Raw genomic sequence first — 12,314 nt, 5'->3', positions numbered from 1 at the left:
CCGGAGTCTCAGCTGTAGAGCTGCTCGAATCGCTTGATCGATCCCTCGATGTCACCCTTGACGGCGCGGGCGGCGGCCGCCCCGATCGGCCCGAACAGCGGCCGCCCGCCCAAGTCCATCCGCAGGACGAACTTCGATCCCATTGCGGCGGGGCTGATCGCCAAGGTCAGTGCGTACTTGGTGCCGCCCACGCCGTCGCCGGTCAGTTCCAGCAGTGCGGGTGGGTTGAATTTGCGGACCGTCCAGGTGACCCGGTTTCGCATGCCCTTGGCTCCCGCCACCCCGACCAACGTGGTTCCGGCGGTGAGCTCGGCCGGGATCTCGCAGCGCCACCCCTGGTGCAGGGACAGCCAGTCGCCCAACTCGGCCAGATTCGACGCGTGGGCCCAGGCCTCGTCGGGAGGCAGCGACAGTTCACGAGAGAGCTCAAGCTTTGCCATCTGCAGATCGTAGAGCGGACGGCACCTGCCGACACAATTTTGATACATTCGGACATGTGTCGATCGGCGGTGCCGCGCAGGCGGATTGGGACATTCCGCGGCCGGTGGCGACTTGTCGGCATCTTCTGGAGGCCGCCCGCCTGCATGGCATCGATGCGGCGGATTGCCTAGCAGATACCGGTGTCACACCCGCCGACATCGAGGACAGCGCGACCGAGGTTCAAGCACGCCAGGAGCTGGCGATCCTGCGAAACATCCTTGGCCGCGTACGCGATCCACATGAGTTCGCGCGCGACGTCGGTCTGCAGTACAACTTCGCCAACACCGGCGTGCTCGGCTATGCGCTGTTGGCGAGCCCGACATTGGGCGATGCGGTCAACCTGGCCTGTCGGTACGCGACGTTGTCGTCGACGTTTCTACGGCTGAGTCGCCACGATACCCCCGATGGCGCCGTTCTCGTGTTCGACGACAGCGCCGTGCCCGCTGACGTTCGCGGTTTCATGATGGAACGGGATCTGTTCGCGCTGACCAGCATGGTGCCGTTGTTGATCGGTCAGCTGAGCTCTGACACTCCGATCAAGGTCGAACTGCCCGGCATCGACTTTCCCGCAGGACGTCTCGAGTTCCCCGGGGTGACAGTTGAACTCGACGTGTACGCGACGCGCAGCGCGATCACCCTGCCGTGCGACCTGCTGACGCTTCCGATGCCGGCGGCCGATACTGCTGCGGCCGAGGCGTGTGCGAAGGAGTGCGAAGAGCTCTTGCAAACGCGTCGTCGGCGTCGCGGAATTGCCGCACAGGTGCGTTCCCGTCTGGTCCGGGAGCCGGGCGTGTTGCCGTCGATGGCGGTGATCGCCGACGAACTCTGCATCACCGAACGCACTCTGCATCGCCGCCTGATGGCCGAACACACCAGCTACCGCGCCTTGGTAGACGAGGTGCGGGTGACCCTGGCCGTAGCCATGCTCGAATCGGGCCTCACCGTGGAGGAAACGGCCTGTCAATTGGGATATTCGGAGACGGCCGCCTTCAGTCGTGCCTTTTTTCGGTGGACCGGTAGCCCGCCCAGTAAACACCGGGGCCGCAGGCCCTGACAGCGGCTGTCCGAAAACATCAAATCCTTGTCCGGCCCGCTCATTCCGCTCGCCCGGTCGGCGGACCTAGCGTCGTTGATATGACGAACGTGATGACTTACCCCGCCGTGCGACGACTGAATTTCGGATTCGGTGAACAGCCCGACGGCAACCGGTATTTCGCCGACGGCAGCATCGTGTTCAGCCATCTGGTGGCCATCTTGTCGGCGATCTTCCCGCCGGGCGAAGACATCTTTGTGCGCTCGGTGCGCCGCTACTCCGACCAGCTCGCCGACCCCGAACTGAAGAAGCGCGTGGCCGGATTCATCGGCCAGGAGAAAACGCACGGCCTGCAGCATCGTGAGCTCAATGAGCAACTCGCCGCCATGGGGTATCCGACCGCATGGTTCGAATACCTACTGCAGAGCACCGAGCGCATGGAGAAGTTCCTCGACAAGCAGTACCCCAGCCCGGCCCGGCTGCCGCGTCTTCGCCACTTCTTCCTCGGATTCACGGTAGCCGCAGAGCATTTCACCGCGGTGTGGGCGGAGAACATCCTCAAACGCCCGGCGGTCCAGGCGATGATGTATGACCCCGAGATCCGCAATCTGCTGAACTGGCATGCGCTCGAAGAGCTGGAGCACAAGTCGGTCGCGTTCGACGTCTACCGCGCGGTCGGTGTTCCGGAGTCGACGCGCATCCGTTGGATGCGTTTCGCGCAGAACTGCGGAATCCCGATTCTGGTGTTCTTCTCCTGGCTCTCGATCGCCACCACGGATGTCGAGGGCCGCCGTCAACCGTTGCGGATCCTCAAGGAGACGGTGCAGATGCTGCGTAACCCGATGTGGAAGGGCTTCTACTCCGACATGCGGCCGTTCAAGAGGCAGGACTTTCACCCCGATCAGATCGACACCACCGAACTCGTCGCGCGCTGGCAGCAAGAACTCTTCGGAACCGAAGGGCAGTTGGCCGACCACGTGAAGTAGCGGTCAGACCACCCAGATCGCCTGGGCTGCAGGACTTCCCAGATCGATCGTGATCTGCTCGCCATCGGATCCCTCGACGCCCACCGAGATGATCCCGGCGAACTCCCGGCGGGTCAGCACCCGCACTCGGGCATCCAGGCTGATGCCCACCTGGGCGAAATAGCGCAGCATCTCCGGGTCGTCGTCGGAGATGCGGGCCACCGTTCCGGTCTCGCCGTCGGCGCATTCCCACAGTTGACGCGCCGGAGGAGTCGGCACCTGTCCGTCGGCGGCCGGAATCGGGTCGCCGTGCGGATCGCGCTGCGGGAACCCCAGCTTGGCGTCGATACGCGAGATCATCAGATCGGACATAGCGTGCTCGAGCACCTCGGCCTCGTCGTGCACCTCGTCCCACCCGTAGCCCAGTTCGCACACCAGGAACGTCTCGATCAGGCGGTGCCGGCGCACCATCGCCAGCGCGGCCCGCCGCCCGTCCTCGGTCAGACTCACCGCACCGTACTTCTCGTGATCGACCAGGCCCGCGTCGGCGAGTTTGCGGATCGACTCCGAGGCGGTGCTGGCGGACACACCGATCTTCTCCGCCAGCATCTTTGTGCTGACCTTGTCGGGTGACCATTCCTGGGCGGTCCAGATGACTTTCAGATAGTCCTGGGCCACGCTACTCAGCCCATCCGACTGCTCCCAAGGGCTCACAACGGGACAGTTTAGGCTGTCCTGGTGCAGCGGTGGCGGGGGCAGGATGAGATCCCCACAGACTGGGGCAGGTGCGTGCTCACCATCGGCGTGTTCGACGGTGTGCATCGAGGACATGCGGAACTGATCACCCATGCGGTGAAGGCCGGCAAGGCGCGCGGCGTACCGACGGTGCTGATGACCTTCGATCCGCATCCGATGGAGGTCGTCTATCCGGGCAACCATCCGGCGCAGCTGACCACACTGGCGCGCCGCGCCGAGCTGGTCGAGCAGTTCGGCATCGACGTGTTCCTGGTGATCCCGTTCACGCCCGAGTTCATGAAGCTCACCCCGGACCGCTACATCCACCAGCTGCTGGTCGAGCACCTGCACGTGGTGGAAGTGGTGGTGGGGGAGAACTTCACCTTCGGCCGTAAGGCGGCCGGCAACGTCGAGACCCTGCGCCGCGCGGGCGAGCAGTTCGGCTTCGGGGTCGAATCGGTGTCGCTGGTGGCCGAGCGCGCCGACGCCGCCCAATCGGTCACCTTCTCCTCGACCTACATCCGGTCCTGTGTGGACGCCGGCGATGTGTTGGCGGCAGCCGAGGCGCTGGGCCGGCCGCACCGAGTCGAAGGACTGGTGGTGCGCGGCGACGGCCGTGGACGCGGTCTGGGCTTCCCAACCGCCAACGTGGCGCCGTCGGCCTTCGCGGCGATTCCGGCCGACGGGGTGTACGCGGCATGGTTCACCGTGTTGGGGCACGGCCAGGTGCCCGGCACCGTCGTCGCCGGTCAACGCTGCCGCGCCGCGGTGTCGGTGGGCACCAACCCGACGTTCTCCGGGCGGGCCCGCACCGTGGAGGCGTTCGTGATCGACGAAACCGCCGACCTCTATGGGCAGCGGGTCGCCGTCGACTTCGTCAGCCGGATCCGAGGCCAGGAGAAGTTCGACTCGGTGGCGGACCTGGTGGCGGTGATGAACACCGACGTCGAGAAGACCCGCGGCCTGCTCACCGGAGATTGACCGTCCGCACTGTCGGTCCTGGATTGGGTTCAGCCGCCCAGGCGCTGCTAGACTCCTCCCTCGGCGTGCTGCAGTCCGCGGTGGCCGCCGACTTGATATTCGCGGGACCGATTGATGGAGATTTGTCGTGGCGCTGACCGTCGAGCAGAAAAAAGAGATCCTGGCCAACTACGGCCTGCACGAGACGGACACCGGCTCGCCCGAAGCTCAGGTCGCCCTGCTGACCAAGCGGATCGTCGACCTCACCGAGCACCTCAAGAAGCACAAGCACGACCACCACTCCCGGCGCGGCCTGCTGCTGCTGGTCGGCCGCCGGCGTCGTCTGCTCAAGTACCTGACCGCGACCGACGTGGCGCGCTACCGCTCGCTGATCGAGCGTCTCGGCCTGCGTCGCTGACGACGATCCGGGCCGGCGTCAGCCGCCTCCGTGTAGAGTGATGCCGTCCCGGGCCGCCCAGGCCCGGGCATCGGTGTGGCCCCCGCATCCGCGTGTGCCACTCCGGCACGTCACGACGGGACACGTTCCTGCGATCAGCCAGACCTGAGTCGGGCGGTCTTCGGTAGTGGCAGCCGGGTCTGAAAGCACGTCTGAAAAGATCCGGCCGCTTCGATCGACGACCGTAGCCGCATCTAGGTCCATCGCTGACGCACGTCCGACGTTGCGAAACAGCTGAACAAACCAGGAAAGGCCGTACGGGCTTTTATGTCTGCAATTGAAATTGAAGAAGGCGTATTCGAGACCACCGCTGTCATCGACAACGGCAGCTTCGGCAAGCGCACCATCCGCTTCGAGACCGGCCGGCTGGCCCAGCAGGCCGCCGGCAGCGTGGTCGCCTACCTCGACGACGAGACCATGCTGCTGTCGGCGACCACCGCCAGCAAGGCTCCCAAGGACCACTTCGACTTCTTCCCGCTCACCGTCGACGTCGAGGAGCGGATGTACGCCGCCGGGCGTATCCCCGGCTCGTTCTTCCGCCGCGAGGGTCGGCCGTCCACCGACGCGATCCTGACCTGCCGCCTCACCGACCGCCCGCTGCGCCCGTCGTTCGTCGACGGCCTGCGCAACGAGGTCCAGGTCGTGGTGACGGTGCTGAGCCTGAACCCGAACGACCTGTACGACGTGGTGGCGATCAATGCCGCGTCGGCCTCCACCCAGCTCGCCGGCCTGCCGTTCTCTGGCCCCGTCGGTGCCGCGCGGGTGGCTCTGATCGACGGCACCTGGGTGGCGTTCCCCACCGTCGAGCAGCTCGAGCGCGCGGCGTTCGATATGGTGCTGGCCGGACGCACCCTCGAAGATGGTGACGTCGCGATCATGATGGTCGAGGCCGAGGCCACCGAGAACGTCATCGAGCTGATCGAGGCCGGGGCGCAGGCGCCGACCGAGACCGTGGTGGCCGAGGGCCTGGAGGCGGCCAAGCCGTTCATCGCGGCGCTGTGCAAGGCCCAGCAGGAGCTGGCCGACGCGGCCGCTCGTCCGACCGCCGACTACCCGCTGTTCCCGCCCTACGGTGACGACGTCTACTACTCGGTGGCCTCCATCGCGACCGACGAGCTGGCGAAGGCACTGACCATCGCCGGCAAGGCCGAGCGTGACGAGCGCACCGACGAGATCAAGGCTGAAGTACTGGAGCGCCTCACTGGATCTTCTGGGACCTACGAGGGTCGCGAGAAGGAGATCAGCGCGGCCTACCGCAGCCTGACCAAGAAGCTGGTGCGTCAGCGCATCCTGACCGACCACTTCCGCATCGACGGCCGTGGCATCACCGACATCCGGGCGCTGTCGGCCGAGGTCGCGGTGATCCCGCGGGCGCACGGCAGCGCGCTGTTCGAGCGTGGCGAGACCCAGATCATGGGCGTGACCACGCTGGACATGATGAAGATGGCGCAGCAGATCGACTCGCTGGGGCCGGAGACGTCCAAGCGCTACATGCACCACTACAACTTCCCGCCGTACTCGACCGGTGAGACCGGCCGGGTCGGTTCGCCCAAGCGTCGCGAGATCGGCCACGGCGCCCTGGCCGAGCGGGCCCTGGTTCCGGTGCTGCCCAGCGTCGAGGAGTTCCCCTACGCCATCCGGCAGGTGTCGGAAGCGCTGGGCTCCAACGGATCCACCTCGATGGGTTCGGTCTGTGCGTCCACGCTGGCGCTGCTCAACGCCGGTGTGCCGCTGAAGGCTCCGGTCGCCGGTATCGCGATGGGCCTGGTCTCCGATGACGTAGAAGTTGACGGCAAGACCGAGCGCCGCTTCGTCGCGCTCACCGACATCCTGGGTGCCGAGGACGCGTTCGGAGACATGGACTTCAAGGTCGCCGGCACCAAGGACTTCGTCACCGCGCTGCAGCTCGACACCAAGCTCGACGGCATTCCGTCGCAGGTGCTCGCGGGTGCTCTTGCGCAGGCCAAGGACGCCCGTCTGACCATCCTCGAGGTGATGGCCGAGGCCATCGACGCCCCCGACGAGATGAGCCCGTACGCGCCGCGGGTCACCACCATCAAGGTTCCGGTGGACAAGATCGGCGAGGTTATCGGGCCCAAGGGCAAGATGATCAACTCGATCACCGAGGAGACCGGCGCTCAGATCTCGATCGAGGACGACGGCACCGTGTTCGTCGGCGCCACCGATGGTCCGTCGGCGCAGGCCGCGATCGACAAGATCAACGCGATCGCCAACCCGCAGCTGCCGAAGATCGGCGAGCGGTTCCTGGGCACCGTGGTCAAGACCACCGACTTCGGCGCCTTCGTGTCGCTGCTGCCGGGCCGGGACGGCTTGGTGCACATCTCCAAGCTCGGCAAGGGCAAGCGGGTCGCCAAGGTCGAAGACGTGGTGAAGGTCGGCGACAAGCTGCGCGTGGAGATCGCCGACATCGACAACCGCGGCAAGATCTCGCTGGTTCCCGTAGAGGACTCGGCCGAGTCGACCGACTCAGCACAGGGGTCCGCTGAGTCTGCCGATGCCGCGACTGCCGAAAGCTGACATCGGGGCGCCACCGCGCGCCACACTGCGACGCACCACCCTGCCGGGCGGACTGCGGGTAGTCACTGAGTACCTGCCTGCGGTTCGTTCGGCGTCGGTGGGCGTCTGGGTCGGCGTCGGATCGCGCGACGAGGGCGCCACGGTCGCCGGGGCGGCGCACTTCCTGGAGCACCTGCTGTTCAAGGCGACCCCGACCCGCACGGCGGCCGGTATAGCTCAGGCGATGGATGCGGTCGGTGGTGAGCTCAACGCCTTCACCGGCAAAGAGCACACCTGCTATTACGCCCATGTGCTCGACACCGATCTGGAGCTGGCCGTCGCGCTGGTGAGCGATGTGGTACTCAACGGATCCTGCGCGGCTGCCGACGTCGACCTCGAACGCGACGTGGTACTGGAAGAACTCGCGATGCGCGATGACGATCCCGAGGACGCGCTGGGCGATGTGTTCTTGTCGACGCTGTTCGGCGATCACCCGATCGGCCGGCCGGTGATCGGCAACGTCGAGTCGGTGTCGTCGATGACTCGCGCACAGCTGCGGTCGTTCCACCAGCGCCGCTACACCCCGGAGCGGATGGTGGTCGCCGTTGCCGGCAACATCGACCATGACACGGTGGTGGCGCTGGTGCGAGAACACTTCGGGCATCGCCTGATTCGAGGCGAGAAGCCCGCCGAGCCGCGGCGCGGCACTGCCCGGGTGCCGGGCAAGCCCGGGCTGACCGTGGTCAACCGCGACGCCGATCAGACGCACATGTCTCTGGGGGTACGTGCACCCGGACGCTATTGGCAACATCGTCAGGCGCTGGCGGTGCTCAACACCGCTCTGGGCGGTGGTCTGAGTTCCCGGCTGTTCCAACAGGTTCGGGAAACCCGTGGCCTGGCCTACTCGATCTACTCGTCGGTGGACACCTTCGCCGACGCCGGCGCACTGTCGGTGTACACCGCATGCCAGCCGGACCGGTTCGCCGAGGTGGCAGCCGTGACCGCCGAGGTACTCCAATCGGTGGCGCGCGACGGGATCACCGCCGACGAGTGTCGAATCGCCAAGGGATCGTTGCGCGGGGGATTGGTGCTGGGCCTGGAGGATTCCGGTTCCCGGATGAACCGGCTGGGCCGTACCGAGTTGAACTACGGCCGGCATCGGCCCATCGCACGCACCCTGCGGGAACTGTCCGCGGTCACCGTCGACGAGGTCAACGCCGTGGCCCGCCAGCTGTTGCGCCAGCCCTATGGCGTCGCGGTTCTAGGTCCGTACCGCTCGAAAGGGGCGCTGCCAACCCGTCTGCGGGCGCTTGTCGGTTGATGGCAGGCTAGGGGAATGGCGTTCAGCTTCTCCGAACTCACAGTCCCATTGATCGGCGCGCCGATGGCCGGCGGTCCCAGCACACCGGCTCTGGCGGCCGCGGTGTCGGAGGCCGGCGGGCTGGGGTTCATAGCCGGGGGTTATCGCACCGCCCAACAGCTGGCCGACGAGATCACCGCCGCCCGCGCGGCGACCAGCGGACCCATCGGTGTCAATCTGTTTGTGCCCCAACCCAGCGGCGCTGATGTGGTGTTGCTCGACGAATACGCCGATCTCCTGGATCCGCTGGCCGAGCATTACGGCGTTGAGCTAGGCCGGCCCCGCTTCGGCGACGACGACTGCTGGCCGGAGAAGCTCGAGGCGATCGCCGATCTGCGGCCCACGGTGGTGTCGTTTACCTTCGGGACGCCGTCGCCCGACGAGATGGAGACGCTGCGGGCGTTGCGCATCCTGACGGTGGTCACGGTGACGTCGGCCTACGAAGCCGGAGTCGCCCTCGGACACGGCGCCGAGGCGCTGGTGGTTCAGGGCCCCAAGGCGGGCGGACATCGGGGCACTTTTGCACCGGACGTTCACCCGGGCACCGACTCGCTGGAGCATGTGCTGGCGGAGATCGCCCACGCCCACGGCCATGTCCCGTTGGTAGCGGCGGGTGGGCTCGGCACCGCGGCCGACGTGGCCGGTGTGCTCGGCGGTGGCGTGGTCGCGGCTCAGGTCGGTACCGCGCTGCTGCTGGCCCACGAGGCCGGGACCAATCCGACACACCGTGCGGCACTGACCAATCCGGAATTCACCAACACCACAGTGACGTGTGCGTTCTCCGGCCGCTACGCACGCGGCCTGGAGAACGACTTCACCCGCGCCTTCGAGGACGTGGCTCCGGTGGGATACCCGGAGATCAATCACATGACCACCCCGATCCGGGCGGCGGCCGTGGCCCTGGACGACCCGCACGGGACGAGCCTGTGGGCCGGGACCGCCTACCGGGCCGCCCGGTCGGCGCCAGCCGCCGACATCATCGCCGACCTGGCGTCGGGGTGACCCCGGTGGGGATCGTCGGCGGCCGGAGCCGACTCACCACATAGACGACCGTCGCCCCTTGGCGGCCTTTCGCTTGGCCTCTTCGTTCTGGTCGTCTTTGGCCCGCACCGCAGCGCTGCCCCGCGGACCCATTCCCATCAGCGGCGGAGCGCACAGCAGCGGCGAGCCACCCATCATCGGCGTGCCTGCGGTGGCCAGCGCGGGCGCCGCGAATTCGGCGGCGGCCAAGCGCATTTCCGGGGCTGCGGTGGCCCATGCCTTCGGCACCGACAAGCCGCTGACCGAGGCCGCATTGCCAACCCCGGCCGATGCTGCCGATGTCGCCGAAGCCAGGCCGGCACTTCCCAGCGTCGGCGTCAGGCCCAATGGCAGACCCGCCGCGATGGCAGCGGGCGCCGCCGCCTCCAGGCCGAACGGCGACGGGAGCGCCGCTCCGGCAATGAGGTATTCGGGTATGAACGCGGCAATGATGGCGGTGCTCATCATGGTTGACACCGGAGCCGCACCCAACGTCGCCAGGTCGCCGAAGATGGGCGGAAGGTTGAGCGACCCCGCTTCGGCTGCGCCCGCCAGCGCACCCGGCAACGTCTCCATCGCCAGGTTGGTGGCAGCCTGGCCGGCTGCGGCCGCAGTCACCTCGGCGGTCGCAGCCTGCTGCGCTGCTATGCCGCCGGGGTTGGCCGTCTGCGGCGGCGTGGTGAAGGGCACCATCTGTGCAGCGGCCTGCGCGGCAACACTGTAGGAGTACATCGCGGCTGCGTCCTGGGCCCACATCTCGAAGTATTGGGCTTCGGTGGCCGCGATGGCCGGGGCGTTCTGCCCGAAGAAGTTCGTTGCGACCAGCGTGGCCAACTGTGCCCGGTTGGCAGCGATCAAGGGCGGTGGAACGGTCATGGCGAATGCGCTCGAATGGGCGGTGGCTGCGGCCTTGGCCTGAGTGCCGGTCAGTTCCGCCTGCTCGGCCGTGGCGGTGAGCCAGGTGGCATACGGTGCGGCCGCCGCCGCCATCTTCGTTGATGACACGCCCAACCACGGGCCACTGGTCAGCTCTTGGACGACCGCGCGGTAGCTCGCCGCCGCGGAATGAAGGTCGACAGCCAGCTCATCCCAGGCGGCAGAGGCGGCCAACAGCGACCCTGCACCAGGGCCGGCGTACATGCGTCCGGAGTTGACCTCCGGTGGTAGTGCTGCGAAATCCATTGCTGTGCCTCCTCTCTTATCCGGCCGCGATCACGTTGGCAGCCTCGGCGGCCGCGTATGTGTTCGCACTGGCGTTGAGGGTGGCGACGAACATCTCGTGAATGGCACTCGCCTGGGTGCTGACCTGGTGGTACAGCTGCGCCTGAACGGCGAATCGGGCGGCAAGTATGGCCGACACTTCGTCGGCGGACGGGGGGACCACTCCGGTGGTCACGATGTGCGCGGCCTCGTTTTGGGAAGCGAGCGCAAAGCCAGTGCTCGACAGGCTGTCGGCAGCGGTGGTCAGGGTCTCGGGATGTGCGTTGACGAACGACAAAGGCCTCTCCTTGAAATTTACGGCGGCAACAAAAAGGGCCGGCTTCTTGCGGAGTCGGACCCTGGTTGCTCGACATCTTTGCTGGGAACATCCTCCAGATTTCCTGACAGCCCTGCCGGTATCCAAGCTGGTTAACAGCCTCTTAACGTTCGCCGCACAACGTTTACACAACGGTGCGGAATTGGCCGTTTTGGGGGCGCTGCGCACTGCGGCGCCGCGGTCGGCGAGCCCGACGGGGAGTGGTGACGGTCACAATCCAATTTAGGCGGTACCGGTGGTATCGTTGTACCCTATCGGGCTATCTGTCCATTGCGAAGACAATTAATGGGGTTTTGTAAACCCGGTGGGAGGTTCGTCATGCTCAAGGTGGATGACAGCGCCGCCGGTCCGCACGACGGGTCACTCGATCACGAGCGCATCGTCCTGCAGGCCCGTGACGTCGGGTTCGACTGGTCGGATCTGCCGGTGCATTACGTTCCCGGCGAGCCCTTTGTCACCCACTTCTGCAATGTTCTGCATCTATTGCTGCCGGCCGGCGAGGAGTTCTTCGTCGAGGTGTTCAAGCAGGCACTACCGCTGATCAAGGACGACCAGCTGCGGCTCGACGTTCAGGGATTCATCGGTCAGGAGGCCACCCACTCCCAGGCGCACACCGGAGTTGTCGACCACCTGGCGGCTCGCGGCGTCGACATGTCACCGTTCACCAGCCAGATCAAGTGGCTGTTCGACAAGCTGCTCGGTGACCGGCCGACCTGGAGTGAGCGCCGCCAGCAGCGCTGGCTGCTCGAGCGGGTGGCTTTGGTGTCCGCCGTCGAGCACTACACAGCGATACTCGGGGAGTGGGTGCTGGAGAGCCCCGCGCTGGACGAGGTCGGCACCCACCCGGCGATGCTGGACATGTTGCGCTGGCATGGTGCCGAAGAGGTCGAGCACAAGGCTGTCGCATTCGACGTCATGAAGCACCTGCGGGCCGGTTTCTTCCGGCAGGTCCGCACCCAGTTGGCCGTCACGCCCCTGATGCTGCTGTTGTGGGTGCGCGGACTGCGGTTCATGTACAAGGTGGACCCGCAATTGCCGGCCGGAACCAAGCCGCGCTGGCGGGACTGGTTCATCGCGGCGCGCCGCGGGCTGGTGCCCTCACCGTTCGAATTCCTGCCCGCTATTGCCTCCTACTACCGCCCGGGCTTCCACCCGTCGCAACTCGGCGGGGTGGAGAAGGCGGTCAACTACCTGGCCGTGTCGCCCGCTGCCCGCGCCACGCACTGACCCGAACTTTGGTCAACCAACGA

Annotated in this window: 12 protein-coding genes; 8 read left to right on the top strand and 4 right to left on the bottom strand. The window is 66.6% G+C overall.

Annotated elements, in window-relative coordinates; translation table 11 throughout:
- Positions 1-8: 8 nt before the first annotated feature.
- A complete protein-coding gene (locus MJO54_RS14560) occupies positions 9-440 on the bottom strand; it encodes a type II toxin-antitoxin system Rv0910 family toxin (RefSeq protein ID WP_046284728.1) in 432 nt (143 codons plus the stop codon).
- 56 nt (positions 441-496) lie between these two features.
- Here MJO54_RS14560 and MJO54_RS14555 point away from each other — a divergent pair, with 56 nt between their 5' ends.
- On the top strand, positions 497-1,534 hold the full coding sequence (locus MJO54_RS14555) for an AraC family transcriptional regulator (RefSeq protein WP_240175118.1): 1,038 nt from the start codon (positions 497-499) through the stop codon (positions 1,532-1,534).
- 80 nt (positions 1,535-1,614) lie between these two features.
- Positions 1,615-2,499: a metal-dependent hydrolase gene (locus MJO54_RS14550; RefSeq protein WP_240175117.1), complete on the top strand. Its 885-nt coding sequence runs from the start codon at positions 1,615-1,617 to the stop codon at positions 2,497-2,499.
- Positions 2,500-2,502: 3 nt separating this feature from the next.
- On the opposite strand, the gene mntR is transcribed toward MJO54_RS14550, so the two are convergent.
- On the bottom strand, positions 2,503-3,192 hold the full coding sequence (gene mntR, locus MJO54_RS14545) for a manganese-binding transcriptional regulator MntR (protein WP_046284704.1): 690 nt from the start codon (positions 3,190-3,192) through the stop codon (positions 2,503-2,505).
- A gap of 24 nt (positions 3,193-3,216) precedes the next feature.
- Here mntR and MJO54_RS14540 point away from each other — a divergent pair, with 24 nt between their 5' ends.
- From MJO54_RS14540 to MJO54_RS14520, 5 genes are all read left to right on the top strand, one after another.
- Positions 3,217-4,194 (top strand): bifunctional riboflavin kinase/FAD synthetase, encoded by a 978-nt coding sequence (locus tag MJO54_RS14540; protein WP_046284703.1) that lies wholly within the window; start codon positions 3,217-3,219, stop codon positions 4,192-4,194.
- Positions 4,195-4,321: 127 nt separating this feature from the next.
- Positions 4,322-4,591, top strand: a complete 270-nt coding sequence (gene rpsO / locus MJO54_RS14535; protein WP_046189295.1) for a 30S ribosomal protein S15 — start codon at positions 4,322-4,324, stop codon at positions 4,589-4,591.
- Positions 4,592-4,897: 306 nt separating this feature from the next.
- A complete protein-coding gene (locus tag MJO54_RS14530) occupies positions 4,898-7,168 on the top strand; it encodes a polyribonucleotide nucleotidyltransferase (RefSeq protein WP_064888613.1) in 2,271 nt (756 codons plus the stop codon).
- The gene (locus tag MJO54_RS14525) at positions 7,146-8,468 is read left to right on the top strand and encodes a M16 family metallopeptidase (RefSeq protein ID WP_046286160.1); all 1,323 of its coding nucleotides are present in this window, start codon (positions 7,146-7,148) and stop codon (positions 8,466-8,468) included. Before MJO54_RS14530 ends, MJO54_RS14525 begins: the two co-directional genes overlap by 23 nt.
- 15 nt (positions 8,469-8,483) lie before the next feature.
- Entirely contained in the window at positions 8,484-9,509 is a 1,026-nt protein-coding gene (locus tag MJO54_RS14520) for a nitronate monooxygenase (RefSeq protein ID WP_046286161.1), read from the top strand.
- A 33-nt stretch (positions 9,510-9,542) separates the two neighbouring features.
- Here MJO54_RS14520 and MJO54_RS14515 read toward each other — a convergent pair whose 3' ends face one another.
- The gene (locus MJO54_RS14515) at positions 9,543-10,709 is read right to left on the bottom strand and encodes a PPE family protein (RefSeq protein ID WP_082108400.1); all 1,167 of its coding nucleotides are present in this window, start codon (positions 10,707-10,709) and stop codon (positions 9,543-9,545) included.
- A 16-nt stretch (positions 10,710-10,725) separates the two neighbouring features.
- A complete protein-coding gene (locus MJO54_RS14510; protein WP_046286162.1) occupies positions 10,726-11,025 on the bottom strand; it encodes a PE family protein in 300 nt (99 codons plus the stop codon).
- A 357-nt stretch (positions 11,026-11,382) separates the two neighbouring features.
- On the opposite strand from MJO54_RS14510, the gene MJO54_RS14505 reads away from it, so the two are divergent.
- The gene (locus MJO54_RS14505; protein ID WP_046286163.1) at positions 11,383-12,291 is read left to right on the top strand and encodes a metal-dependent hydrolase; all 909 of its coding nucleotides are present in this window, start codon (positions 11,383-11,385) and stop codon (positions 12,289-12,291) included.
- Positions 12,292-12,314: the final 23 nt, after the last annotated feature.

It is taken from the genome of Mycolicibacter virginiensis (assembly GCF_022374935.2).
Lineage (GTDB): Bacteria > Actinomycetota > Actinomycetes > Mycobacteriales > Mycobacteriaceae > Mycobacterium > Mycobacterium virginiense.
Note: the sequence above shows the minus strand (reverse complement) of the source record. Positions and strands in the feature narration are given on the sequence as shown.